Source organism: Tsukamurella paurometabola (assembly GCF_900631615.1).
Lineage (GTDB): Bacteria > Actinomycetota > Actinomycetes > Mycobacteriales > Mycobacteriaceae > Tsukamurella > Tsukamurella paurometabola_A.
Window position 1 is genome coordinate 4273450 of record NZ_LR131273.1, and the last position, 24919, is coordinate 4298368.

Annotated in this window: 23 protein-coding genes; 9 read left to right on the forward strand and 14 right to left on the reverse strand. The window is 70.5% G+C overall.

The features are described from left to right. Positions 1–72 precede the first annotated feature (72 nt). Positions 73–912: a LysR family transcriptional regulator gene (locus tag ELY19_RS21275; protein ID WP_126198260.1), complete on the forward strand. Its 840-nt coding sequence runs from the start codon at positions 73–75 to the stop codon at positions 910–912. Positions 913–923: 11 nt separating this feature from the next. Here ELY19_RS21275 and ELY19_RS21280 read toward each other — a convergent pair whose 3' ends face one another. Together ELY19_RS21280 and ELY19_RS21285 are read right to left on the reverse strand one after the other, a co-directional pair. Beyond that, complete coding sequence (locus tag ELY19_RS21280) at positions 924–2072, reverse strand: acyl-CoA dehydrogenase family protein (RefSeq protein WP_126198261.1); 1149 nt, start codon at positions 2070–2072, stop codon at positions 924–926. Further along, positions 2073–3305: an acyl-CoA dehydrogenase family protein gene (locus ELY19_RS21285; RefSeq protein ID WP_126198262.1), complete on the reverse strand. Its 1233-nt coding sequence runs from the start codon at positions 3303–3305 to the stop codon at positions 2073–2075. 52 nt (positions 3306–3357) lie between these two features. Between ELY19_RS21285 and ELY19_RS21290 the strand changes: the two genes are divergently transcribed. Then, on the forward strand, positions 3358–3942 hold the full coding sequence (locus ELY19_RS21290) for a TetR/AcrR family transcriptional regulator (RefSeq protein WP_126198263.1): 585 nt from the start codon (positions 3358–3360) through the stop codon (positions 3940–3942). Here the strand turns inward: ELY19_RS21290 and ELY19_RS21295 are convergent. The 5 genes from ELY19_RS21295 to ELY19_RS21315 form a co-directional block, all read right to left on the reverse strand. After that, positions 3939–4589: a DUF1345 domain-containing protein gene (locus tag ELY19_RS21295; protein ID WP_227967005.1), complete on the reverse strand. Its 651-nt coding sequence runs from the start codon at positions 4587–4589 to the stop codon at positions 3939–3941. The two genes, ELY19_RS21290 and ELY19_RS21295, sit on opposite strands and share 4 nt — an antisense overlap. Beyond that, entirely contained in the window at positions 4586–5995 is a 1410-nt protein-coding gene (gene hflX, locus ELY19_RS21300; RefSeq protein ID WP_126198264.1) for a GTPase HflX, read from the reverse strand. The genes ELY19_RS21295 and hflX overlap by 4 nt, the downstream gene beginning before the upstream one ends. Positions 5996–6068: 73 nt before the next feature. Beyond that, positions 6069–6950, reverse strand: coding sequence for a diaminopimelate epimerase (gene dapF, locus ELY19_RS21305; protein ID WP_126198265.1), 882 nt, complete (start codon positions 6948–6950; stop codon positions 6069–6071). A gap of 20 nt (positions 6951–6970) precedes the next feature. Further along, positions 6971–7891, reverse strand: a complete 921-nt coding sequence (gene miaA / locus ELY19_RS21310) for a tRNA (adenosine(37)-N6)-dimethylallyltransferase MiaA (RefSeq protein ID WP_126198266.1) — start codon at positions 7889–7891, stop codon at positions 6971–6973. Next, complete coding sequence (locus ELY19_RS21315) at positions 7888–8529, reverse strand: hypothetical protein (RefSeq protein WP_126198267.1); 642 nt, start codon at positions 8527–8529, stop codon at positions 7888–7890. The genes miaA and ELY19_RS21315 overlap by 4 nt, the downstream gene beginning before the upstream one ends. A gap of 125 nt (positions 8530–8654) precedes the next feature. Here ELY19_RS21315 and ELY19_RS21320 point away from each other — a divergent pair, with 125 nt between their 5' ends. Further along, positions 8655–10040, forward strand: coding sequence for a DUF349 domain-containing protein (locus ELY19_RS21320; RefSeq protein WP_126198268.1), 1386 nt, complete (start codon positions 8655–8657; stop codon positions 10038–10040). A 13-nt stretch (positions 10041–10053) separates the two neighbouring features. Further along, on the forward strand, positions 10054–10905 hold the full coding sequence (locus tag ELY19_RS21325) for an AAA family ATPase (protein WP_197715947.1): 852 nt from the start codon (positions 10054–10056) through the stop codon (positions 10903–10905). A gap of 3 nt (positions 10906–10908) precedes the next feature. Here the strand turns inward: ELY19_RS21325 and ELY19_RS21330 are convergent, their stop codons facing one another. Continuing rightward, positions 10909–11535 carry an Rv2732c family membrane protein gene (locus ELY19_RS21330; protein WP_227967006.1) on the reverse strand — a complete coding sequence of 209 codons (627 nt, stop codon included), beginning with the start codon at positions 11533–11535 and terminating at the stop codon, positions 10909–10911. A gap of 58 nt (positions 11536–11593) precedes the next feature. Next, positions 11594–13048, reverse strand: coding sequence for a tRNA (N6-isopentenyl adenosine(37)-C2)-methylthiotransferase MiaB (miaB, locus tag ELY19_RS21335; RefSeq protein WP_232015597.1), 1455 nt, complete (start codon positions 13046–13048; stop codon positions 11594–11596). Positions 13049–13250: 202 nt separating this feature from the next. Between miaB and ELY19_RS21340 the strand changes: the two genes are divergently transcribed. Genes ELY19_RS21340 through ELY19_RS21360 form a run of 5 tightly spaced genes read left to right on the forward strand, consistent with a single transcriptional unit; the run spans position 13251 to position 17769 of the window. Next, positions 13251–13979: an amino acid ABC transporter ATP-binding protein gene (locus tag ELY19_RS21340; RefSeq protein WP_126198980.1), complete on the forward strand. Its 729-nt coding sequence runs from the start codon at positions 13251–13253 to the stop codon at positions 13977–13979. Continuing rightward, a complete protein-coding gene (locus ELY19_RS21345) occupies positions 13979–15178 on the forward strand; it encodes a transporter substrate-binding domain-containing protein (RefSeq protein ID WP_126198270.1) in 1200 nt (399 codons plus the stop codon). The genes ELY19_RS21340 and ELY19_RS21345 overlap by 1 nt, the downstream gene beginning before the upstream one ends. Next, positions 15171–15854: an amino acid ABC transporter permease gene (locus ELY19_RS21350; protein ID WP_126198271.1), complete on the forward strand. Its 684-nt coding sequence runs from the start codon at positions 15171–15173 to the stop codon at positions 15852–15854. The genes ELY19_RS21345 and ELY19_RS21350 overlap by 8 nt, the downstream gene beginning before the upstream one ends. Then, positions 15851–16801 carry an amino acid ABC transporter permease gene (locus tag ELY19_RS21355; protein WP_126198272.1) on the forward strand — a complete coding sequence of 317 codons (951 nt, stop codon included), beginning with the start codon at positions 15851–15853 and terminating at the stop codon, positions 16799–16801. The genes ELY19_RS21350 and ELY19_RS21355 overlap by 4 nt, the downstream gene beginning before the upstream one ends. Before the next feature lie 5 nt (positions 16802–16806). Continuing rightward, entirely contained in the window at positions 16807–17769 is a 963-nt protein-coding gene (locus ELY19_RS21360; protein WP_518165999.1) for a glutamate ABC transporter substrate-binding protein, read from the forward strand. Here ELY19_RS21360 and ELY19_RS21365 read toward each other — a convergent pair. The 5 genes from ELY19_RS21365 to ELY19_RS21385 all read right to left on the reverse strand — a co-directional run bounded on the left by ELY19_RS21365 (position 17766) and on the right by ELY19_RS21385 (position 24904). Then, on the reverse strand, positions 17766–18140 hold the full coding sequence (locus ELY19_RS21365; RefSeq protein WP_126198273.1) for a VOC family protein: 375 nt from the start codon (positions 18138–18140) through the stop codon (positions 17766–17768). The two genes, ELY19_RS21360 and ELY19_RS21365, sit on opposite strands and share 4 nt — an antisense overlap. A 286-nt stretch (positions 18141–18426) precedes the next feature. Then, the gene (locus ELY19_RS21370) at positions 18427–19029 is read right to left on the reverse strand and encodes a regulatory protein RecX (RefSeq protein ID WP_227967011.1); all 603 of its coding nucleotides are present in this window, start codon (positions 19027–19029) and stop codon (positions 18427–18429) included. Between the two features lie 9 nt (positions 19030–19038). Next, entirely contained in the window at positions 19039–20088 is a 1050-nt protein-coding gene (recA, locus tag ELY19_RS21375; RefSeq protein ID WP_126198275.1) for a recombinase RecA, read from the reverse strand. Positions 20089–20418: 330 nt separating this feature from the next. After that, positions 20419–21231 (reverse strand): methyltransferase domain-containing protein, encoded by an 813-nt coding sequence (locus ELY19_RS21380; RefSeq protein ID WP_126198276.1) that lies wholly within the window; start codon positions 21229–21231, stop codon positions 20419–20421. Between the two features lie 88 nt (positions 21232–21319). Beyond that, positions 21320–24904: an indolepyruvate ferredoxin oxidoreductase family protein gene (locus tag ELY19_RS21385; RefSeq protein WP_126198277.1), complete on the reverse strand. Its 3585-nt coding sequence runs from the start codon at positions 24902–24904 to the stop codon at positions 21320–21322. Positions 24905–24919 lie beyond the last annotated feature (15 nt).

Here is a 24919-nt window from a genome sequence, read left to right on the forward strand (position 1 = left end):
TGGTCGAACGGGCCGGCGCCCCGCGTCCAACAATGATTGACGATCGCGATCGATCGACAGTATCGTTCATTCATGCCCGAGCCGATCCTGGACATCGTGCCGCTGCGCAGCGTGGTCGCGATCGCTCGGTGCGGTGGCGTCCACCGAGCCGCCGAGGCGCTCCACCTCACGCAGTCGACCGTCAGCGCGCACCTGCGCAGGCTCGAGAAGTCCTCCGGGGGCACGATCGTCGAGAAGGCGGGCCGGGGGATCCGGTTCACCGACCACGGCAACCGCCTACTCGGCCACGCGGAGGCGATCCTCGACGCGCACGACGCGGCGGTGCACGCGCTCGCCTCCCCCACGACCCGCACGCTGTCCGTCGCCGCGACCGAGCACGGCGCCGACCGCCTCATCCCGGAGCTCAGTCGCGGTTTCGGCTCGCTCCCCGGGGGCTGGACCGCCCAGTTCCGGTTCGATCGCAGCGCACAGATCGCGGGCGCGGTCGAACGCGGACTGGCGGACGTGGCGGTCTTCCTCGCGCCCCGTGACCATCCGGACGCCGTCGGCCCCATCGCCCTGCGCTGGTACGCCGCGCGGGAGTGGGAACGCCCCGCCGAGGCGGTCCCCGTGCTGCTGTTCGACGATCCCTGCGTCTTGCGCGCACCCGCCGCGGACGCCCTCGCGCGCACCGGGATCGACTACGTCGTCGCCGCCGAGGCCGCGAATCTCGCGGGCCTGTACTCCGCCGCGCGCAGCGGCCTCGGGGTCACGCTGCTGCCCGCGATCGACGCGACCGACGGACTCGTCGCCGTCGACACCATGCCCACCATGCCGCCCATCGCGCTCGCGGTGACCGTCGGTGCGCGCGTACCCGGCCAGGTCCGCGCCGCGGTCCGTCGTGCGGCCGCCTGCCTCACCCACGAGGTCTGACCGGAACACGCCTACGCCGAGGTGACCTCCGCGTACCGGCGCAGGTGGTCGGTGGCCGAGCCGAACTCCGTCTCGATGGCGGTGAGCCGCTTGAAGTAGTGACCGATCGCCAGTTCCTCCGTCATCCCCATACCGCCGTGCAACTGGACCGCGTTCTGCCCGACGAACCGGGCCGCCCGCGCGATCGTGACCTTGGCGGCGGACACCGCACGGCGCCGCGCCCGAGGTTCCGCGTCGAGGTTGAGGACCGCGAGGTAGCTCGCCGCGACCGCCTGCTCGAGTTCGAGCGACATGTCGACCATGCGGTGCTGCAGCGCCTGGAAGGAGCCGATCGGCACACCGAATTGGCGGCGCTGCTTCGCGTACTCCACCGTGTCCGCCACGACGCACCGCATGATCCCGACGGCCTCGCAACAGACGGCCGCGGCACCGTCGTCGAGGGCGCGTTCGATGACCTCCCAGGCCCCGCCCTCCGCGCCCAGCAGCGCGGTCGCGGGCACACGCACGTCGGCCAGTACGAGGTCGCCCGTGTGGTGGTCGTCGATCGTGCGGAAGTAGTGCGCGCTCATCCCCGCGGGCGGGGCCTGCGGGTCGAACTCCAGCACGAAGAGCGAGAGTCCGTCGCGATCGAGGCGGCCCCCGGCGGTCCGGGCGGCGACGATCAGATGGGTCGCCAGCGGCAGGTCCGCGACGACGATCTTCGCGCCGGCGAGTACGTACTCGTCACCGTCACGCACGGCCGTCGCCCCGACGTCCCAGGGCTCGCGTCCGGACTCGGGCTCGGTGAGCGCGAACGCGATCCGCGCGCCGCCCTCCGCGATCGCCGACAGCACCGCCTCCGCGGCGGGGCCGCCGGCGCCGCGCAGCAGCGCCGCCCCCACGACCGCGGTCCCGATGTACGGCTCGACGACGAGCGCGCGGCCGAGCTCCTCGGCGATCACCATCATCTCCTCGGGGCCGCCGCCCGTGCCGCCCACGGATTCCGGCAGCGTCGCGCCGAGGATGCCCAGCTCGGGGGCGAAGGCCTCCCACACCCCTGGCTGCCATCGCGCCGCCGAGCGCGCCGCGGTCCGCGACTCGACCAGCGGGTACCGGCCGGCGAGATAGGACCGCACGGCATCGCGCAGCATCGTCTGTTCGTCGGTGAGTGTGAAGTCCATCTACAGCCCCAATGCCGCTTTCGCCAGGATGTTCCGTTGGATCTCGTTGGAGCCCGCGTAGATCGAGCCCGCACGATCGTTGAAATAGCGCAGCGGCGCGACGGCCTGCCACAGGTCGCCGCTGTGCGCGCCGTCCACCGGTGGCAGGTACTCGACCACCGGGCCACCGGGCCGCGTCACGTGCGGTTGGTAGACCCGGCCGCGGGGTCCGGCGCTCGTACGGATGAACTCGGTGACCGCCTGACTCAGCTCGGTACCGAGGATCTTGAGCATCGACGCCGCGGTGCCCGGGTTCCCGCCCGCCGCGAGCACGGCGAGCGAGCGGTGCTCGAGTATCTCCAGCACGTCGACCCGCGCGCGGAGTTCGGCGAGGCCGAGCCGGAAGTCGTCGTCCTCGGCGAGCGGCCGCCCGCCGCGGCCGGGCACCGTCGTGGCCTGCTCGGCGAGGCGATCGAGGGAGACCTGCAGCCATGGGGCGGACGCCCCGCCACCGCGCTCGAACTCCAGCAGATATTTCGCGACGGTCCAGCCCTCGTCGATCCTGCCGAGCACGTTCGCCTTCGGCACCCGCACCCTGTCGAAGAAGACGACGTTCTGCACCTCCTCGCCGGAGGCCATGACGAGCGGCTGGATCTCGATGCCCGGCACCGTCATGTCGAGGAGCAGGAAGGTGATCCCCTGCTGCTTGCGCTCCTGCTTGGACGTGCGGACCAGGGCGAACATCCAGTTCGCCTCGCGCGCGTGCGTGGTCCAGATCTTCGATCCGGTGAGCACGAGGTCGTCGCCGTCGGACTCGGCACGCATCGACAGCGAGGCGAGGTCCGACCCGGCTTCGGGCTCGGAGTACCCCTGACAGAAGAAGACCGACGCGTCGAGAATCCCCGGCAGGAAGAACCTCTTCTGCTCGTCGGTGCCGAACCGGATGATGGCGTGCGCCACCATCCGGATCCCCATCGGCGAGAGGAAGGGGGCGCCGGCGAGCACGGACTCGCGGGCGAAGATGTAGTGCTGCGCGACCGTCCAGTCGCATCCGCCCCACTCGACGGGCCACGCGGGCGCGGCCCAGCCCCGCTCGTGCAGGATCGCCTGCCACCGCAGGCTCGCCTCGTGGTCCGAGTACACGCTCGTCGCGAGCCGGCCGGCCGCACGCAGGTCATCGGTCAGGTGCGCGTCCAGGAACTCCCGCACCTCGTCGCGGAAGGCCTCTTCCTCCGCCGTGAACGTCACATCCATCCGGGACTTCCCCTCGTTGACACCCTCGCTCCGGGCGAGACAAAATAGGATTATGTCTCACGACGAGCGTCCTGACAACCAGATCGCGGTGATCCGCCGCGCCGCACAGTGGTTCCGGGAGGGCCGCCGGGTGGACCTGGGACAGCTCGCGAAGGCCAGCGGGATCGGCAGGGCCACGCTCTACCGCTGGTTCGAGGGCCGGGAACAGGTGGTGGGCGAAGCGATCTGGCTGGGCATCGCCCAGGCGATCGCGCGGGTCGAGGCGGAGGAGACGGTCCGGGACCGCGCCGCCTTCCTGCGCGCGTTCGGCCGGCTCGCGCACGAGGTCCGCGCCTATCCGCCGCTCGCCGGATTCGCGGCGGACGAGCCGGAGTTCGCCATGCGGGTGCTGCAGTCCGGCGGCAGCGTGGTGCAGGCGCGGCTCATCGCCTGGGTGGAGGGCTGGCTCGCCGATATCGCGGTGCCGGTGCCCGACGGTGCCCGCGGGGTCACCCGTGCCGACCTCGCGTACGCGATCGTGCGCCTGGCGGAGTCGTTCCTGTGGTCCGACATGATCATCGGCACGCCGCCGCAGCCCGACAAGGCCGCGGCCCTCGTCGAGTTGCTCCTCGACGGTGCGGCGGCCGGCCGGGGCTAGCCCGAGACGATGCCCACGACCAGGTTGATCGCCGTCGCCAGGATCACCGTGCCGAAGACGTACGAGAGCAGGCAGTGCCGCAGCACGACGCTCCGGATCTCCCGCGTCGACACCGAGTTGTCGGACACCTGGTAGGTCATGCCCAGGTTGTAGCTGAAGTAGAAGAAGTCGCGGTACGCGGGCGGGACGTCGCTGCCCCAGTCGATCCCGCCCGGCTCGTCCCCCTCGTCGCCGTAGTAGAGGGCGGCGTACTGCGTGGCGTACGTCAGGTGCAGCGAGGCCCAGACCGCGAAGGCCGCCAGCAGCGCGCCCCCGGCCGCGGTGTCGCGGGCGTCGGTGCGCCCGGCCAACAGGAGGATCACGATGGCGACGAGGCCACTCACCGCGATGACGCCGACGACGAGCTCGGCGACGCGGGGTCGGAAGTTCTCGCGGCGCACCGTCGCCCGCGTGGCCGAATCGTCGAGCGGCCACAGCACCAGCCATCCGACCGCGGCGAAGACCGCCGCCGCGGCGCCGATGCCGAGCAACGCTCCCAGGGGGAAGCCCCAGGGCACCCCGACGGCCACCGCCGTCACCACGCCGACCGCGACCGCGAGGCCCGCGCGGGCGGTCGCCGACGGGGGCAGGCCGCGGTCGTCGCTCACGGTGCCGGGTACTGCGCCAGGGCCCCGGCGAGGGGCCCGGGGACCCGGGCGAGGATCCGCGTACCGTCGGCCTCGTGCTCGGCGGTCACCACGGTGCCCTCCGCGTGGATCCGGGCGACGAGATCGCCCCGGTCGTACGGCAGGAGGGTGCTGACCTCGACGTCACCCGCGGTGATGAGCTGCGTCATCCGCTCGAGCAGCTCGTCGACGCCCTCCCGCGAGTGCGCCGAGACGAAGACCGCCTCGGGCAGCGCGACGCGCAGCTGCGCCAGCACCACCGGGTCGGCCGCGTCGATCTTGTTGACCACGAGCAGCTCCCGCGGCAGCGATGCCTCCCGCTCCCCCGCGACCTCGCGCAGGACCTGGCGCACGGCGTCGATCTGCCGCTGCGGCATCACGTCGCTGCCGTCGACGACGTGCAGGAGCAGATCGGCGTCCACGACCTCCTCCAGCGTCGACCGGAAGGCTTCGACCAGCTGCGTCGGCAGGTGCCGCACGAAACCGACGGTGTCGGTGAGGACGACGTCGCGGCCGTCGGTGAGCACGCCGTGCCGGGTGGTCGGGTCGAGGGTGGCGAACAGCGCGTTCTGCACCAGCACGCCGGCGTCGGTGAGCGCGTTGAGCAGGCTCGACTTGCCCGCGTTCGTGTAGCCGGCGATCGCCACCGCGGGCACTCCCGAGCGGCGCCGCGCGCCGCGCTTGGTGTCGCGGGCCTGCTTCATGCCCTTGATCTCCCGGCGCAGTTTCGCCATCCGTTCGCGGATCCGGCGCCGGTCGGTCTCGATCTTCGTCTCGCCGGGACCGCGCAGGCCCACGCCGCCGTTGCTGCCCGCGCGACCACCGGCCTGCCGGGACAGGGCCTCACCCCAGCCGCGCAGGCGGGGCAGCATGTACTCCATCTGCGCGAGGCTGACCTGCGCCTTGCCCTCACGCGAGGTCGCGTGCTGGGCGAAGATGTCGAGGATCAGGGCGGTGCGGTCGATGACCTTGACCTTCACCACCTTCTCCAGCGCGTTGAGCTGCGCGGGCGTGAGCTCGCCGTCGCAGATCACGGTGTCGGCACCGGTCGCGAGCACGACCTCACGCAGCTCGTGCGCCTTGCCGGAGCCGATGTAGGTGGCCGGGTCCGGCCGGTCCCGCCGCTGGATGACGCCCTCGAGAACGACCGAGCCCGCGGTCTCGGCGAGCGCCTTGAGCTCGGCGAGCGAGGCGTCGGCCTGCGCCGCGGAGCCGGACGTCCACACGCCCACGAGCACGACCTGCTCAAGACGCAACTGCCGGTATTCGACCTCGGTGACGTCGTCGAGCTCGGTCGAGAGGCCGACGACGCGACGGAGCGACGAGCGCTCCTCCAACTGGAGTTCGCCGACGGTCGGAGCCGGCTCCCAGGTATCCATGTCTGTCATATGCCTCTAGTGTGGCACGCCGCGACACGCGAGGTCACGCGAGTTTTCCCTGGGCCGAAGCCCGGCGGGCCCGCTACAGGCGCGCAGTGCCCGACGCCACGAGGCGGCTGGGACCGCGGAGCACGGCACCGTCGGCCTCGACCGTGACGGTCACGACACCGCCGGGCACGTGCACGTCGACGACGCCGGTCTCGCGGTCCGCCGCCCGCAGGGCCGCGACGGCGGCGGCGACGGTGCCGGTCCCGCAGGACCGGGTCTCCCCCGAGCCGCGCTCGTGCACGCGCATGTGCACGGCGCCGTCGGCACCCGATGGCGTCGTGCCGTCCACGAGGGGGGTCAGCACCTCCACGTTGGTGCCGTGCGGGAAGAGCCCGTGATCGAAGGTGGGGGCGCTCGCGACATCGAGCGCGTGCAGGTCCTGCTCGGTGAGCCCCGGAACGACGCAGGCGAGGTGGGGGTTGCCCACGTCGACGGCGATACCGGCCAGGTCGCGGCCATCGACCCCGGCCGACGAGGCGCCGAAGACCCGGGGCGCCCCCATCGAGACGGAGACCTCGGCGTTCTCAGGATCGGCGTGGTGCACGCGCACCGGCTTGGCGCCGGCGCGGGAACCGACCGTGAACTCGTCGCCCGCGACCAGGGCGTTCGCGGCCAGGAAGTGGGCGAAGACGCGGACGCCGTTGCCGCACATCTCGGCGATCGATCCGTCGGAGTTGCGGTAGTCCATGAACCAGTCGTCGCGGGCGACGCCCTCGGGCAGGGCGTCGAGGACGCCCGCGTCCAGCAGGTCGCCCGCGCGCGCCGCGCGGAGCACGCCGTCGCCGCCGATGCCGGCGCGCCGGTCGCACAGCGCGGCCACCAGCTCGGAGGTGAGATCGAGGTCGACGCCCGGGTCCGGGAGGATCACGAAATCGTTCTCCGTGCCGTGGCCCTTGAGGAAGTCGACTGCGGTCATGCGGACAGTCTACGGGCGCCTCACGGCCGCCACGCCGGCGCGGCGTGCGCGGCGAGCGCGGCATCGAGCAGGTCCGGGGCGGCCCCGTCGAGCCAGACCACGCGCGGGTCGCGCCGGAACCAGGACCGCTGCCGGCGGACGTACCGGCGCGTGCCGATGAAGGTCAGTTCGCGCGCCTGGTCGAGGTCGTACTCGCCGTCGAAGGCGGCGAGGACCTGGGCGTAGCCGATCGCGCGGGATGCGGTGACGCCGTCGCGCAGACCGCGGTCCTCGAGCGCGCGGACCTCGTCGACGAGGCCGGTATCGAACATGCGCCGGGTGCGCAGGTCGATACGGGCGTCGAGTTCCTCCGTGTCCCGATCGAGCGCGACGATCGCGGTGTCCCACCGGGCCGGGCCGATCTCGGGCGCCGACGCGGCGAAGGGCTCCCCGGTGATGGTCACGACTTCGAGGGCGCGGACGATCCGCCGGCCGTCGGTGGTCAGGATCTTCGCGCCTGCGGCGGGGTCGAGGGCCGCGAGTTCGCGGTGCAGAGCGAGCGGCCCGATGTCGGCGAGCCGATCCTCGAACCGTCGCCGCACGTCCGGGTCGGTCGCGGGGAAGCTCCATTCGTCGAGCAGGGCCTGGAAGTACATCATCGAGCCACCGACGATCACCGGGGTACGCCCCGCGCCGAGCAGCGCTTCGGCGTCGGCACGCGCCCGCTCCTGATACGCGGCGACCGTCGCCGTCTCGGTCACGTCGAGGACGTCGAGCTGGTGGTGCGGGATGCCGCGCCGCTCGTCGACCGGCAGCTTCGCCGTGCCGATGTCCATGCCGCGATACATCTGCATCGCATCGATGTTGATGATCTCGCCGTCGAGCCGTTCGGCGAGGTCGAGCGCGAGATCCGACTTGCCCGTGGCGGTCGGGCCGACGACGGCGACCGGCCGCGGGCTCACCACGCTCCCCCGCCCTCCGGTGTGCCACCGGTCGCGACGAGATAGCCGACGCCGAACGGGGCGCCGCGGTAGAGGACGTCGACGGGCCCGCCTGCGCAGGCCGCTGCGGCCGCCCGCCAGGCCTCGTCGAGCCCTTCGGCAGCGCCGCCCTCGCAGACGGCCGCCACCTGCGCGTCGAAGACCTCCAGGTCCTCGGGCCGGTGTCCGCCGGGCGCGCGGGCCGTCAGGGTGTTCGGGCCGTCGAGGACGAAGAGCAGGCCCTCGGCATCGTCGCCGTCGACGATCCGGGCCGACGGGGCGGCAGCGCCCCGGAGCCACGCGGCGAGCAGCAGCGGGACGGGCCAGGCGGAGCTGGGCGGCAGGTCGTTCGACGGTGCGCCGGGCCCCGTCGTGACGATCACGTCGGCACCGAATCCCGCGAGGGTTCCGGCGGATGCCTCGTCGTCCCTGGTCACGGGCTCCGCAGCGATGACACGCCAGGTGCCCGCGCGAGCGCCGAGCCAGGCGCCCGCGGCGAGCGCGGCACTGCGCAGCCGGTCCGCGTCCGGGTCGCCCGGCGTCCCCACCAGCTCGGGAACGAGCAGCGGGGCGCCCGGGATCACGGCGACGGGCCGGCGGTTGCGCTGGGACGGGTGCACGAGAAGAACGCTAATCGATCGCGCCGGGGCGCCCGCGGAGTGCTTCAATGGATCCGGGCCCGCGCGCTGTGCGGGTCCGTGACGACCGGCAGCCGTGACGCGCGGCGCAGACGAAGGGGAACCCCGTGGCCGAGAACGACCCGATCGCCGAGACCGCTCCGATCGAGAACGCCGCTCCCAAGCCGACCCCCGGCGCCCGGCCCGGCCCCAAGCCGCACCCCGGCCCCCGCCCCGGTGGGCCGCGCCCGCACGCGCCGGCCGCCGCGCAGCCGGCGCCGCGCACCCGCCCGGCCTCCGATCCGACCAAGCACGGCCGGGTCGACGAGGACGGCACCGTGTACGTCGTGACCTCGGGCGGCGAACGCGCCGTCGGATCCTGGCAGGCCGGCGAGTCCGCCGAGGGCCTCGCGCACTACGGCCGCAAGTACGACGAGCTCGCCACCGAGGTGGAGGTCCTCGAGGAGCGCCTCGCCAGTGGAACCAGTGACCCGAAGAAGATCCGCACGGCCGCGCAGCAGATCGCTGACGGCCTGCCCACGGCCGCGGTCGTGGGTGACCTCGACGGCCTCGCCGCTCGTGTCGGGGCGCTGCTCACCGGCGCCGACACCGCGATCGTGACCGCGCAGGCGGAGCGCGAGCGCAGCCGCGCCGAGGGCATCGCCCGCAAGGAGGCGCTCGCCGCGGAGGCCGAGCAGATCGCGGCCGAGGCCACCCAGTGGAAGACCGCCGGCGACCGGATGCGTGCGCTGCTCGACGAGTGGAAGACGATCAAGGGCGTCGATCGCAAGACCGACGACGCGCTGTGGAAGCGCTACTCCAAGGCCCGCGACGCCTTCAACAAGCGGCGCGGCGCGCACTTCGCCGAGCTCGATCGTGAGCGCGCCGGAGCGAAGGCGCGCAAGGAGGAGCTGATCGCCGAGGCGGAGAAGCTCAAGAACGACACGTCCTGGGGCGAGACCTCGGCGAAGTTCCGGGACCTGCTCGCCAAGTGGAAGGCCGCGGGTCGCGCGCCCCGCGACACCGACGACGCGCTGTGGGCGCGGTTCAAGGGCATCCAGGACGAGTTCTTCTCCGCCCGCAACGCCGCCGCGAGTGAACGCGATGCCGAGTTCGCGGAGAACGGCAAGGCCAAGCAGGCGCTGCTCGACGAGTACACCCCGCGCATCGAGTCGGCCCAGAGCCTGTCCGCGCAGAAGTCCGTGCTGCGCGAGCTGCAGGACAAGTGGGAGGCGATCGGTAAGGTCCCGCGCGACCAGATGGGCTCGCTGGAGGCGGGTATCCGCGCGCTGGAGAAGAAGGTCAAGGCCGCGGACGAGACCCAGTGGCGCCGCACCGACCCCGAGGCCGCGGCCCGCGCCGCGCAGTTCCGGGACCGCGTCGCGCAGTTCGAGGAGCAGGCGGAGAAGGCCGAGAAGGCGGGCAAGACCAAGGACGCGGTGCGGCTGCGCGAGCAGGCGCAGCAGTGGCGCGAGTGGGCCGACGCCGCGGAGGGCGCGGTCGAGAACCGGTAGCCACCGCGGGATCGTGTTCGTCGAGCGGATCTCCGTCGGCGCGTCCGGTGCCGGCCTACCCCGGTGGGTACGCGACGTCCCGGCCCTGAAGCCACTCCTCGCCGGAGCGGCCCTCCCGTTGACCGCGCCGGTCACCTTCCTCGTCGGCGAGAACGGTTCCGGTAAGTCGACCCTGGTCGAGGCCGTGGCTGAGCAGTTCGGGCTCGATGCGCGCGGCGGACGCGCCGCCGTCCTGGGCGGCAACCTGGACACCGAGAAGACACCGCTGGGCGAGGCGATGGTCCTGGACCTGACCCACCGGGGCTGGGCGATGCGCCGGGGTCCGCGGACGGCCCGACACGGCTTCTTCCTCCGCGCCGAGACCGTCCTCGAGATGAACGAGCGGTACAACGGAAAGCACGGCTACTGGAGCGACATCGACGTCCAGAGCCACGGCGAGGGCTTCTTCAGCATCTTCGAGGCCATGCTCACCGAGCCGGGCTTCTACGTCTTCGACGAGCCCGGGTCGGCGCTCTCCTTCCACTCGTGCCTGCGGCTCGTCGCGCTCTTCGGTCGGCTGCGCGACAGCGGTTCACAGATCATCTGCGCGACGCATTCCCCGATCCTCACGGCACTGCCCGACGCGCAGATCGTCGAGATGACGCCGACCGGCCCGGCTGCCACCCCGTGGCGCGATCTGGAACTGGTCCGGCACTGGCGGCGCTTCCTCGACCACCCCGAGACCTACCTCGCGGAATTGGTCACGCGCGCGGCCGAGCCGGCCGACGCGCCCGAGCGCACCGTCGCGCCCGAGCGCACCGTCGCGCCCGAGGATGAACGGGACCTGATCCGGCGGCTGCGCGCCCGGATCCACGGCGACGAGTGAGAGTCAGGACTGGTCCGTCGGGCGCTGCGGGCGCGGCGGCTGGGTGCCGATGCGGTTGGAGCGCGCGAAATCCTCCCACTCCTGGGCGGCATCGCGACGCTCCCGCTCGGCGGCGAGCTGGTAGGGCGTTCGCGCCCAGATGGTCTTGATCCACACGACCGCGAGGACGATCATCGCGAACCAGCCGAGGAACAGGCCGATCCCGGCGCCCGTCGGCGGCTCGCCGTGCAGGCCGGGGGTCTGCCGCGACCATACCGAGAGGAGTCCGAACACCACGGCCACGCCACAGCCGGCGCCGGCGATCACGGACAACGCCCACCGCCGCGTGAGCAGCGCCGCACCGGAGGCGAAGACCCCGAACAGCACCTCGAACCAGACGAAGATCTTCGACACGATGACCAGTGAGCTCCCGTCGATGTGCGGATCGCCGGTGATGATCTCGATTCCCGTGACAGAGCCGGTGTGCGGCAGCGCGAGCGATCCGATCACCGCGACGACGGCGATCGCGGCCACGAGGATGCGCGGACTGACCTGGAACTCGCCGGCGAGCTTCCGCTCGACCGACTCGACCTGCGAGCGCAGGCTCTCCAGCTCGTCGGCGCTCCGGGGGTTCTCGCTGTCGGCGTTCATGGCATCCATTGTCCACCCCGCGTCGACCCGTGTCTCCTACAGGTCGTCGTAGAGCGGGTCAGCAGGCCGAACACCCCGTCGACGACGGCTCCGCGGGGGCGGCCGGACGGCCGACGGGAGGGAGCCCCAGTCCGACGCCGACCGGAGCGGTGACCGGCGTGATGGAGGCCTCGGCGTTGTCGCCCGCCCGCGTGCGACGGTGGCTGAGCACTCCGTCGTCGGCGACGAGGTGGTGCGGCGCCGCGCCGGTGACGACGACCTCGACGACGTCGCCCGGGCGGATGCCCTCGTCGCCGGCGAAGTGCACGAGCCGGCCGTCGCGGGCACGCCCCGACATGCGCTTGGTCTCGGCGTCCTTGCGTCCCTCCCCCAACGCGACGAGCAGCTCGACGCGGCGGCCCACCTGCTTCCGGTTCTCCTCGAGCGTGATCCGCTCCTGCAGCGCGATGAGGCGGTCGTAGCGCTCCTGCACGACCTTCTTCGGCAACTGGTCGGGGAGCTCTGCGGCGGGGGTACCGGGGCGGATGGAGTACTGGAACGTGAACGCGGAGCTGAACCGGGCCTTCTCGACCACGTCGAGCGTCGCCTGGAAGTCCTCCTCGGTCTCCCCGGGGAAGCCGACGATGATGTCCGTGGTGATCGCGGCGTGCGGGATCCGCGCGCGGACCTTGTCGAGGATGCCGAGGAACTTCGTGCTGCGGTAGCTGCGGCGCATCTCCTTGAGCACCCGGTCCGAGCCGGACTGCAGCGGCATGTGCAGCTGCGGGCAGATGTTCGGCGTCTCCGCCATGGCGTCGATCACGTCGTCGGTGAACTCGGCGGGATGCGGGCTGGTGAAGCGGACGCGCTCGAGGCCCTCGATGCGGCCGCACGCGCGCAGCAGGTCGGCGAAGGCGCCGCGGTCCCGCGGCAACTCGGGGTCGGCGAAGTTCACGCCGTAGGCGTTGACGTTCTGCCCGAGCAGCGTGACCTCGGAGACGCCCTGGTCGACGAGGGCCTGCACCTCGGCGAGGATGTCGCCCGGCCGGCGGTCGACCTCCTTGCCGCGCAGGCTCGGCACGATGCAGAACGTGCAGGTGTTGTTGCAGCCGACCGAGATGGAGACCCACCCCGCGTAGGCGCTCTCGCGGCGCGCGGGCAGCGTCGACGGGAAGGCGTCCAGCGCCTCCTTGATCTCGACCTCGGCCTTCTCGTTGTGCCGGGCGCGCTCGAGCAGCGTCGGGAGGGACCCGATGTTGTGGGTACCGAAGACCACGTCGACCCAGGGAGCCTTCTTGACGACGGTGCCGCGGTCCTTCTGTGCCAGACAGCCGCCGACGGCGATCTGCATGCCCGGCCGCTCGCGCTTGATCGGCGCGAGGTGGCTGAGGTTCCCGTACAGCTTGTTGTCCGCGTTCTCCCGGACCGCGCACGTGTTGAAGACCACCAGGTCGGCCTGCTCGCCGCCGTCCGCACGCACGTAGCCGGCCTCCTCGAGCAGGCCGGAGAGGCGCTCGGAATCGTGCACGTTCATCTGGCACCCGTAGGTGCGGACCTCGTACGTTCGGCTGGCAGGGGCTGCTTCGATCACCTCACCAGGATAATCGCCGGGAGCAAATCAACCCCTTCCCCAGATTTCCGGTACCAATCCGCCCGAGTTAACGCGAGCGAAACGTCGGAACTCCTAGGCTCAAGAAATGACCACTCCCGCGAACGAGCCCACAGGCTCCGCTCCGATGATCGAGATCGACTCGGTGGAGAAGCACTTCGGCAACCTCCACGTGCTCAAGAACATCAACCTGACGGTCCCCAAGGGCCAGGTCGTCGTGATGCTCGGGCCCTCGGGCTCCGGCAAGTCGACGCTGTGCCGCACCATCAACCGGCTCGAGCCCATCGACTCCGGCACGATCAAGATCGACGGTGCGCTCCTGCCCGAGGAGGGCCGGGGCCTCGCGGGCCTGCGCGCCGAGGTCGGCATGGTCTTCCAGTCGTTCAACCTCTTCGCCCACAAGACGATCCTCGACAACGTCACGCTCGGGCCGATCAAGGTGCGCAAGCAGTCGAAGGCGGATGCCGAGAAGCGCGCGCTGGAGCTGCTCGACCGGGTCGGCATCGTCGCCCAGAAGGACAAGTACCCGGCCCAGCTGTCCGGCGGCCAGCAGCAGCGCGTCGCGATCGCCCGCGCTCTCGCCATGGGCCCCAAAGTCATGCTCTTCGACGAGCCCACCTCGGCGCTCGACCCCGAGATGGTCAACGAGGTGCTCGACGTCATGGTCGGCCTCGCCAAGGAGGGCATGACGATGGTGTGCGTGACCCACGAGATGGGCTTCGCACGCAAGGCGGCCGACCGCATCCTGTTCCTGGCCGACGGCGAGATCGTCGAGGACACCGATCCCGAGTCCTTCTTCACCGCACCGGAGTCGGACCGCGCCAAGGACTTCCTCGGCAAGATCCTGGGGCACTGATGACGACACCGCAGAACACTCGAACCCGTCGGTGGCGGGGCGCGTTCGCGGCCGTCGCCGCGGCCCTCGTCACCGTCCCCCTCGTCTCCGCGTGCGGCACGGACACTCCGCGCAGTCTGCTCGCGTCGATCAAGAGCGGCGACGTCGTGCTGGGCACCAAGTACGACCAGCCCGGCCTCGCGAACCGCAACCCCGACAAGTCGCACTCCGGCTCCGACGTGGACGTCTCGGAGTTCGTGGTCAAGCAGATCGCGAAGAACAACGGCTGGTCCGAGCCGAAGATCACCTGGAAGGAGACCCCGTCTCCGCTCCGTGAGCGCATGATCGAGAACGGCGAGGTCGACATGATCGCCGCCACGTACTCGATCAGTGCGGCGCGCACCAAGAAGGTGACGTTCGCCGGCCCGTATCTGACCACCTACCAGGCGCTGCTGGTGAGCAAGAAGACCGCCAACCCGATCAAGAGCCTCGAGGACCTCAACTCGGGCCGCAAGCTGTGCTCCGTCTCGGGCTCGACTTCGGCGATCAACGTCAAGGCGGCGCTCCCGAACGTCCAGCTGCAGCAGTACGACGGATACGCCTCGTGCGTCGAGGGCGTGCGCCGCGGCGTGCTGGACGCGCTGACGACCGACGCGACGATCCTCGCCGGCTTCCAGGCGAAGTACCCCGGCGAGTTCGACATCGTCCCGATGACCTATCCGAAGGACGTGACTCTCACGAGCAGCACGGGCACCAAGACGGAGAAGAAGAAGGGCGACCAGTTCTCCACCGAGCGCTACGGCATCGGCCTGCGCAAGGGTGACGCGGAGGCGCTGAGCGAGGTCAACAAGGCGCTGCGGCAGATGATGCTGGGCGAGCAGGGCACCGCCACCTACGACGCGGAGGCCGTCCCGTCGGTCCCGACGTGCGTGGTCCCCGCGACCGCGGTCGCCACGTTCACCGGACTCGCCTACGCCAACCCCGACAACGAACTGTTCAAGGCGCTACGGGAGAACCTGGGCGAGTACGCGAACACGATGATCGAGCAGGGACGCCCCGTCGACGGCGGAAAGCCCAAGTCCGTGCTCGTCGCCGTCCCCGGCGACCAGAGCTGGCTGCTGCCCGACAAGGACGGCAACGTGAAGGTCACGGTGAACGGCCAGACGATGACGCTGCCCAAGACCGATCCGCAGGCGCAGTGCACGAAGGCAGGTGTCTGACATGTGGGAAGACCTCGGGCCACAGCTGTGGCCGGCTTTCTGGGTGACCATCAAGCTGACCTTCTTCTCTGCGATCGGCGCCACCATCTGGGGCACGATCCTCGCGGGCATGCGCGTCTCGCCGGTCCCGGCGATGCGGGTGTTCGGCACCTGGTACGTCAACGTCGTCCGGAACACGCCGCTGACGCTGATCATCCTGTTCCTGTCGCTCGGCCTGTACCAGAACATGGGGCTCGCGCTGGCGCCGAACAACGCGAACTTCACGGAGAACAACAACTTCTGGCTGGCCGTGATCGGCTTCATCGTCTACACGGCCACGTTCGTCTGCGAGACCCTGCGGTCGGGCTTCAACACCGTCCCCCTCGGCCAGGCCGAGGCCGCGCGTTCACTGGGACTGTCGTTCATGCAGGTGTTCCAGCTGATCGTGCTGCCGCAGGCCGGCCGCGCGGTCATCGCGCCGATGGGCAGCGTGCTCATCGCGCTCACCAAGAACACCACCATCGCGTCGATCATCGGCGTCGGTGAGGCGGCCCTGCTGATGAAGGAGCAACTCGAGTTGCACAGCGACCAGCTGATCCTGATCTTCGTGATCTTCGCGGCCTGCTTCATGGTGATCACACTCTTCGAGGGAGCCGTCTTCGGCTACTTCGCCAAGCGACTGGCGGTGAAGCGATGAGCACGAAGGCCACATCGACCGTCCTCTACGATGCGCCGGGCCCCAAGGCCCGAGTGCGCAACAACATCATCGCGGTGGCCTTCATCGTGGTGCTGGTCGCCCTGTTCGCCTGGGTGATCACGGCTTTCGCCGCGAACGGCCAGTTCGACCAGGAGAAGCTCGAGCCCTTCGTCGATAAGAACTACTGGGGCACGTACATCCTCCCGGGCCTGTGGGGCACCTTCAAGGCGGCCCTCGCGTCGATCATCCTCGCGATGATCATGGGCGCCTTCCTCGGCATCGGCCGCCTCTCCGACCACCGGTCGGTGCGGTGGGCGACGGGCGCGATCGTCGAGTTCTTCCGCGCGATCCCGGTGCTGATCCTGATCTACTTCCTGTACATCGTGTTCGGCGTGTACAAGGTGTTCACCTCGGACTACATCGCCTTCTTCGCCGTGGTCTTCGGCCTCACGCTGTACAACGGTTCCGTCATCGCGGAGATCCTGCGCTCGGGCATCAACTCGCTGCCGCAGGGCCAGTTCGAGGCGGCGAAGGCACTCGGCCTGCGCAAGAGCCAGACGATGCGGCTGATCCTGCTCCCCCAGGCCGTGGCCGCGATGCTGCCGGCACTGATCTCGCAGATGGTCATCGCCCTGAAGGACAGCGCCCTCGGCTATCAGATCGGCTACATCGAGGTGGTGAAGTCCGGCATCCAGGCGGGCAACGAGTGGGGCAACGTGATCCCCTCGCTCATCGTGGTCGCGATCATCATGATCCTCATCAACTTCGGCCTGTCCACGCTGGCATCGAACATCGAGAAGAACCTGCGTGAGGGCCGGAAGAAGAAGATGATCGTCGATGCGCCGATCGCACCGCTCCCGGAACCCGGGCTCATGTCGAAGGAGGTCCTGGAGACCACCCACCCGGACCCGAAGCACAAGGATCTGCGACAGGACTACGGCGACTGACCGCCGTGCCTCCGGGACACCGCGCGAGCGCGGCCGCGGCACTGGTGACAGTGCTCGTGGCCGCGCTTTGCGCGTGTTCGGGGCCGTCGCCACGGAGCCTCCTCCGCTCCATCGACAGCGGTGCCGTGATCCTCGGGGTGAAGGCCGACCAGCCCGGGCTCGCCCTGCGCGGCGCCGACGGGCAGTACTCGGGCTTCGACATCGACCTCGCCCGGTACCTGGTCCGCGAGGTGGCCGCCTCTCGCGGGAAGCCGGAGCCCACGATCACCTGGCGCGAGAGCCCGACTCCGCAACGGGAGCGACTGATCGACAACGGTGAGGTGGACGCCGTCGTTGCGTCGTACTCGATCGACGCCGCCCGCGCGGCGAAGGTGACGTTCGCGGGTCCGTATCTCTCGACGCGGCAGGGCCTGCTGGTCCGGAAGGACGAGACCACCATCGCGACCGTCTCCGACCTCGGGCGGGATCGCACGCTCTGTTCGGTCTCGGGTTCGACGTCGGCGCGGACGGTCGCCTCCCTACTGCCCGGCGTGCGGCTCCTGGAGTACGACAGCTATGCCGCCTGCGCGGACGCGCTGGCCCGGCGCACCGTCGACGCGGTGACGACCGACGAGGTGATCCTCGCGGGCTTCGCCGCGCAGCGCCCGGACGCCTTCCGCCTGGTCGACATGCTGCTGCCGAAGGACACCTGCGTCGACGGCCGGCTCCGCACCGCGGGCTCCCCCTTCTCCGTCGAACGGTACGGGGTCGGGCTCGCCCGCGGCGACGACGCCGCCCGCGACGCGGTCAACGCCGCGCTGCGGCAGATGCTCGAAACGGGCGAGTGGGAGCGTGCCCTGCGGCGAGCCGTCGGCGACGAGGAGGCCGGGCGGACCATCGAGCGCGACGGCGGCGCCGACCGGTTGGTCGCGGGCATCGGCGACCTCGGCTTCCTGGCAGCGACGAGTGCCCCGTGCACCGCCCGCTAGAGGTAGGGCCGGGTGAGCAATTCGATGCCGTGCCCTGCGGGGTCCCGCACGTAGACGCCGCGACCGCCGTGCCCGTGGTTGATGCGACCGGGTTCCTTCCAGAACGGGTCGGCGGCGTGGTCGACTCCGCGTTCGACGAGGCGCGCGTAGGCGCGGTCGAAGTGGTCGTCGTCGACGAGGAAGGCGTAGTGCTGCGGCTGGACGTCGATCGGCGGTGCCGCGATCTGCAGCAGGACGCCGTCCTCGATCTCGAGGTTGGTGAACGGGCCCCAGGACTGCGCCGGCCGTGCCTCGAGATAGTCGCGGTAGAAGGCTGCGGACTCCTCGCTGTTCGTGGCGAAGATGATGGTGTGGTTGAAGCGTGCGGGCATGGAATCTCCTTCGGTTCGGAATCGGGGTGTGGGATGCCTGATTCCGAGCGGCGGAGATCGCGCCGTCAACCGTTCGCCGGATCACCCGTCTGTGCGTGGCCCGAGGCCGTTCCGGCAGTCATGAGGTGAACCGTACCGTCTCCCCCACGCCTCTGGAAAGGCCTGAGGGGCACGGGTGCCGATGCAGCGAAGCCCCCGGAGTGTTCTCCGGGGGCTCCACTTCGCACTGGGGATCCATTCCCCGCGGTCTTCGCGGTGCTGCACCAGCGCACCGGCGCGGTCCGCCCTAGTCCTGCGCGGCCTCGGCTTTATCGCGGATCGCATCGAGAACGACGGACAGTGCGAGCGACGGGTGATAGCCGCGGCGTCCCAGCATCCCGACGAGCCGCTGGGTCAGCTTGTCCCGCTCGACGCGGTCCTCCGGGATCTCGACGCGGGCGAGCTTGCGCTCCACCAGTTCCGCGGCGCGTTCCCGCTCGTCCTCGCGGCTGACGGTGTCGAGTGCGGCCGAGGCCTCTTCTTCGCCTACGCCCTTCGTACGCAGCTCCTGCGCCAGGGCGCGGCGGCCACGGCCGGAGAACTGGTGCCGGGATTGGACCCAGCGCTGCGCGAACGCGGCGTCGTCGATGAGGCCGGCGGCGACGAACTTGTCGAGCATCCGCTCGGTGAGGTCCTCGTCGAATCCGCGGCGAGCCAGCTTGTTCCGCAGCTCGGCGCGCGAGTGATCGCGCATCCCGAGCGCACGGTAGATCAGGTCCCGGGCCAGCGCCTCACGCTTGGCCGGGTCCTGCTCCTGCTGCTGCGATTCGCCCTCCGCCGGCCCCTCGCCGCGAGGTCGTCGCCCGCGGCGCCGGCCCCGGGAGACGACCTCGTCATCGGCGTAGTCCACCATCGCGGCCTAGAAGTCGACAGGCGCGGGAGCGATCTCGTCGGCGTCGGCGGTGACATCGGCACCCACGCCGAGCTTCTCCTTGATCCGCTTTTCGATCTCGTCGCGGATGTCGGGGTTCTCGATCAGGAACTTGCGCGCGTTCTCCTTGCCCTGGCCCAGCTGATCACCGTCGTACGTGTACCAGGAGCCGGACTTGCGGATGAAGCCCTCGGTGACGCCCATGTCGATGATGGAGCCCTCGCGGCTGATGCCCTGGCCGTAGACGATGTCGAACTCGGCCTGCTTGAACGGCGGCGAGACCTTGTTCTTGACCACCTTGACGCGGGTGCGGTTGCCCACGGCGTCCGTGCCGTCCTTGAGGGTCTCGATGCGGCGCACATCCAGACGGACCGAGGCGTAGAACTTCAGCGCCTTACCGCCCGTGGTGGTCTCGGGCGAGCCGAACATGACGCCGATCTTCTCGCGCAGCTGATTGATGAAGATGGCGGTGGTGCCCGAGTTGTTCAGCGCGCCGGTCATCTTGCGGAGCGCCTGGCTCATGAGGCGGGCCTGCAGGCCGACGTGACTGTCACCCATCTCGCCCTCGATCTCGGCCTTGGGAACCAGGGCCGCCACCGAGTCGATCACGATGATGTCGAGTGCGCCGGAGCGGATCAGCATGTCCGCGATCTCCAGCGCCTGCTCACCCGTATCCGGCTGCGAGACGAGCAGCGCGTCGGTATCCACGCCGAGCTTCGCGGCGTAGTCGGGATCGAGGGCGTGCTCCGCGTCGATGAAGGCCGCGATGCCGCCGTTGCGCTGCGCCTCGGCGACCGCGTGCAGCGCCACCGTCGTCTTACCCGAGGACTCGGGGCCGTAGACCTCGATGACGCGGCCGCGCGGCAGGCCGCCGATGCCGAGCGCCACGTCCAGCGCGATGGAGCCGGTGGGGATCACTGCGATGGGCTGGCGCACCTCGTCCCCGAGGCGCATGACCGAGCCCTTGCCGTAGTTCTTGTCGATCTGGGCGAGCGCCAGCTCGAGGGCCTTATCGCGATCCGCGGGTGCAGGTGCCATGGGACTCTCCGTCCTTCGGGCCGGGGTGGGAAGTACCGCCGGCGCTGGGTTCTACTGTTGCTACGGACGCTAGAGGGACCCTCTGACAAGTTCTCGCATCCACATCGGGCGCGCTCTCGCCGGCTCACTTTCACGTCGAACACCGTCGACTATAGGCGAACCTGCGTTCGAAGCAAGCATCGAACGCGCGACACGCCGCAGCGCGTCGGCAGTCACCGGCGGGCTCAGCCGAACTACCCTCGCGACCTGCGGAACTGCGCCGATCGGCGGCCACGCCGCGCAGCTGACCGTAGACATCAGGTGATGGTTGAGCGTGCTGATGCCGAGTGGCTAGCGCCGTGCGACCACGGCGTGAAATGGCACGGCTATCCGAAGCGCACCCCGGGCGAGTGCATCGTCGACAGTGCTCCGAACATCCGCGAGGTCGGACGCGGACAACGCCTGCGCAGCCGAGGCATTCACCCCTGCAGCGACGCCCTGCACGAGTTCGGGCGCGAAGTCGGTGAGCACGGTCGCCCGCCGGTCGAGGACCGTCAGCCCGGCAGCCTCCAGGTAGTCGCCGAGGCGCCCGCCTGCGCCTTGATTGGCAGTGAACGGTAGCCGAACGCGCGCGCGAACGTCGAGCAGGCGGCGAGTCGCCCGCTCGTCGTCGTCGACCCGGATCTCCAGGCTCGACCAGTCCGAGTCGGTCAGCGCGACGATCCCATCGCCTCGCACCGCCCGCGCGTATTCCCGCACCGCGTCGGCCGGTTCCTGACCGAGATGCTGCAGGACCCGCTCACAGACCACCGCGTCGACCGCACCATCGGGGACCGGAAGCGCGGTTGCCTCACCCGCCGCGACCAGGACTCCCTCCGCCCGGCTCAGCCGCCGCCGGGCAACGTGCGCCATCGGAGGATTCAGGTCGAGGCCGATGGCCCTGCCGCCCGGAGCCACGAGACGGGTCAGCTCGCCGAGTTCATCACCGGTGCCGCAGCCCACGTCGATGACCGTCGAACCCGGTCCGATCGCGAGGCGCGCACGAACCCACTCCCGCGTCGCGCGAACGACGTCCATCCGTCCCTGTCGGTCCAGGGCCGTGACGAAACCGTCGACACTCGCAGTCGACATCCGTTCGGCCCAGCTGCTCCCACTCTCGCCCACGCCCGGATCCTAGCGAGAGCAGCCCCGAAACGACGGTGACCGCCTCTCCGGCGGGGGGACGGTCACCGTCGAACCAGGGCGGGCGGGGCTACCAGCCCAGCTTCTCCAGCTGCGCCTGGACGGCGGCGCGGTACTTCTCGACGTTGCCGGTCTTGACCGACTCGTAGCCGCGGACCATGTCCGGCAGCTCGGCCAGGGCGACGACCTGCTCGCGCTGCTGCTCCGCGACGCGACCACCCTCGGCGGCGGCGATCATCAGGCCCACCAGCGCGCGGTACTCGGCGATGAGCGAGCGTTCCATACGGCGCATCTCGGTCATCCCGAAGACGTCGAGCCTGGTGCCGCGCAGGCGCTTCATCTTGGCCAGCGTCTTCATGCCCGGGTTCACCCACTCGCCCAGGGCGAGCTTGTTCTTCAGGCCCATCTCACGCAGCGTCGGCGGGTGCAGGCGGATCGCCTTCTTGGCGTCGGGACCGAACTCGTCGGCGACCTGCGCCGCGAAGCCGGCGTCCTGCGAGAGCCGCGCCACCTCGTACTCGTCCTTGTAGGCCATGAGCTTGTGCAGATTGTGCGCGACGGCCGCGGTCAGGTCCTCCGAGCCCCAGCTCCGCTCCGCGCGGAACACGCGGGCCACGTCGTCCACGTACCGCTGCGCGTACGCCTTGTCCTGGTACGCGACGAGCTCGTCGACGCGGATTCCGACCTGGCGCAGCAGCTCCTCCGAACCGCCGTCGAGCGCGGCGACCAGCCCCTTGGCGAACGCGCTGACCGGGGCCGGGGCGGGCACGGGGTGCAGCGCCTCGATCGCCGCCTTCACGCCCGCCGGGTCCGAGACCGACTGGCGGCCACGGCGGAAGGCCTGCAGGTTCTTCTCCACGGCCACGCCGTTGAGCTCGATGGCCCGCTCGATCGACGCGGAGCTGATCGGCAGCGCGCCGGTCTGGAACGCAGCGCCGACCATGAACAGGTTGGCGTACTGCTCGTCGCCGAACAGCTGCAGGGTCAGGTCGCCCGGATCGAGGTAGACGGTGCGCAGCGACGCGCGGTCGATGGCCTCGTGGATGCTCCGCGCGTCGGGGTAGCCGACCGAGGTGTCGATCACCATCTGACCGGTGGGCACCTCGGTGGTGGAGACGATCGAGGTGGTGCGCTCCGGCGAGGCCACCTTGAGGTTCGCCGGGTCGACGCCGACGAGACTGTCGCACGACAGGTACACGTCGCAGTCGCCCGAGGCGACCTTCGCGGCCTGGTCGACGTACGTCGCGGAGACCTTGATGTCGGAGACCACGGCGCCGCCCTTCTGGGCCATGCCGGTCATGTCGACGGTGCGCGCGGAGTGACCGTCGAGCACCGTGGCGGTGGCCAGGATCTGCGAGACCGTGACCACGCCCGTACCGCCGATGCCGGTGATGCGGATCGCCATGCCGTCGGCCTCGCGGCGGGCCTTCTTCGGCTGCGGGATCGACTCGGCGGTGATGTCGGGCACCGACTTGCGGACCTTCCCGACCTCACCCGGGGTGACCGTCACGAACGACGGGCAGTCGCCCTTGAGGCACGAGAAGTCGAGGTTGCACGAGCTCTGATCGATCCGGGTCTTGCGGCCGAACTCGGTCTCCACCGGGTGCACCGACAGGCAGTTGCTCTTCTGGCCGCAGTCGCCGCAGCCCTCGCAGATGCGCTCGTTGATGACCACGCGCTGGTTCGGCGTCGGGTACTTGCCGCGCTTGCGCTTGCGCCGCTTCTCCGCGGCGCAGTGCTGGTCGTGCACGAGGACGGTGACGCCGGCGATATCGGCGAGCTCCCGCTGCACGTCGAGGGTGTCGGCGCGGTCGCGGACCTCGATGCCCTTCGGCAGCCCGAGGGCCTTGGTGCGCTTCGGATCGTCGGAGGTCACGACCACCTTGCTGACGCGCTCCGCGAGCAGCAGCGTGCAGATCTGCGGGAGCGTCATCTCGCCGACGGGGTCCTGGCCGCCCGTCATGGCGACGGTGCCGTTGAACAGCAGCTTGTAGGTGATCCGCTCCCCCGACGCCACGGACTGGCGCAGTGCGAGCGAACCCGAGTGCATGAACGTGCCGTCGCCGATGTTCTGCACGAAGTGCTTCTCGGTGACGAACGGGGCCATGCCGACCCACTGCGCGCCCTCGCCGCCCATCTGGCTGACGCCGGTGATGTCGCCGACCTGCTGCGGGTCCATGAGCAGCACCATGGCGTGGCAGCCGATACCGGCGCCGACCAGCGTGTCGTCGGCGACCTTGGTGGAGGTGTTGTGCGGGCAGCCCGAGCAGAAGTAGGGGCTGCGCGCGGCGAGCGGCAGCTCGATGCGTGTGCGGACCTGGGCCTTGCGGTCCAGCCAGTCCTTGGCGGCGGGCACGTGGTGCACGCGGGCGAGGCGCTGCGCCAGACCGCGGGAGACGGAGTCGACGTCCAGCTCGCCGAAGCGGGAGAACAGCGTCGAGCCGTCCTCGTTCGCCTTGCCCACGATGTTCGGTGCGCCGGGGTGCCGGAACAGGATGTCGCGCATCATGGTCTCGAGGAAGTCGCGCTTCTCCTCGACGACGATGACCTCGTCGAGCCCGTCGATGAACTCGTGCAGGATCTGCCGCTCGAACGGGTAGACCATGCCCATCTTGAGGATGCGGATGCCCAGGCGGTTGAGCTCGCCGTCCTCGATGCCGATGAGCCGCAGCGACTCGCGCACGTCGAGGTAGGTCTTGCCGGCGCAGACGATGCCGATCCGGTCGTCGCTGGAGCGCACCGTGATCCGGTTGAGCCGGTTGATCCGCGCGTACTCCGTGGCACGGGGCATGCGGACGGTGAGCTGGTTCTGCTCGAGCTCCATCAGCTTCGCGCCGAGCAGCTGGCCGGACGGCACGTGCGGGCTGGTGCCCAGGTCCCCGTAGACGGGCAGGATGCGGTCGGGGTGCACGTCCGCGGTGGACGAACCGTCCGCGACGTGCGCGGAGATCTTCAGCGAGGTCCACAGGCCCGAGACGCGCGACATGATCGCCGCGTGCACCCCGAGGTCGAGGATGTCCTGCGAGTCGGCCGGGTAGAGGATCGGCATGTAGAGGTCGGCCAGCGACATCTCGGAGGCGCACGGCACCGTCGAGCTCTTGGCGCCCGGGTCGTCGCCGACGAGGGCGACCGCGCCGCCCGTGGGGTGGGTGCCGATCATGTTGGCGTGTCGCAGCGCGTCGGTCGCGCGGTCGAGGCCGGGGGCCTTGCCGTACCAGTAGCCGGTCACGCCGTCGAGGCCGCGGTCGAGGTGCCCGACCTGCGCCGCGATCTGCGAACCCATGACCGACGTGGCGGCCAGCTCCTCGTTGAGGCCGGGGCGGTGGACGATGTCGAAGTCCTTGAGGTACTTCGTGCGCTTGGCGATCTCCAGGTCGTAGCCCGCGAGCGGCGAGCCCTCGTAGCCGGAGATGAACGAGCCCGTCTTGAGATTCTGGCGGCGGTCGAGCCGCGCCCGGTCGCGCACCATGCGGACCAGGGCCTGAATACCCGTGAGGTAGATCGTGCCCTCTTCGCGCGTGTACCGATCGTCCAGCGAGAAGGACTCGACCGAGGCGGACTGCCCGCCCCGGGGATCGGCGTCGTGCCGGCCCGCCTGCGTGGCATCGGTGCCGCCGGGAAGCTTCTCGATCGGCGAATTGGCGTCAAGGGTCACTGAAACCACCGTGCT

Coding starts and splice junctions, on each gene's coding strand:
- ELY19_RS21345 (WP_126198270.1), top strand. CDS start 13,979: ATGACGACACCGCAGAACACTCGAACCCGTCGGTGGCGGGGCGCGTTC.
- ELY19_RS21330 (WP_227967006.1), bottom strand. CDS start 11,535: ATGAACGCCGACAGCGAGAACCCCCGGAGCGCCGACGAGCTGGAGAGC.
- ELY19_RS21290 (WP_126198263.1), top strand. CDS start 3,358: ATGTCTCACGACGAGCGTCCTGACAACCAGATCGCGGTGATCCGCCGC.
- recA (WP_126198275.1), bottom strand. CDS start 20,088: ATGGCACCTGCACCCGCGGATCGCGATAAGGCCCTCGAGCTGGCGCTC.
- ELY19_RS21365 (WP_126198273.1), bottom strand. CDS start 18,140: ATGCCCGCACGCTTCAACCACACCATCATCTTCGCCACGAACAGCGAG.
- ELY19_RS21275 (WP_126198260.1), top strand. CDS start 73: ATGCCCGAGCCGATCCTGGACATCGTGCCGCTGCGCAGCGTGGTCGCG.
- hflX (WP_126198264.1), bottom strand. CDS start 5,995: ATGACAGACATGGATACCTGGGAGCCGGCTCCGACCGTCGGCGAACTC.
- ELY19_RS21340 (WP_126198980.1), top strand. CDS start 13,251: ATGATCGAGATCGACTCGGTGGAGAAGCACTTCGGCAACCTCCACGTG.
- ELY19_RS21355 (WP_126198272.1), top strand. CDS start 15,851: ATGAGCACGAAGGCCACATCGACCGTCCTCTACGATGCGCCGGGCCCC.
- ELY19_RS21280 (WP_126198261.1), bottom strand. CDS start 2,072: ATGGACTTCACACTCACCGACGAACAGACGATGCTGCGCGATGCCGTG.
- dapF (WP_126198265.1), bottom strand. CDS start 6,950: ATGACCGCAGTCGACTTCCTCAAGGGCCACGGCACGGAGAACGATTTC.
- ELY19_RS21285 (WP_126198262.1), bottom strand. CDS start 3,305: ATGGATGTGACGTTCACGGCGGAGGAAGAGGCCTTCCGCGACGAGGTG.
- miaB (WP_232015597.1), bottom strand. CDS start 13,048: ATGAACGTGCACGATTCCGAGCGCCTCTCCGGCCTGCTCGAGGAGGCC.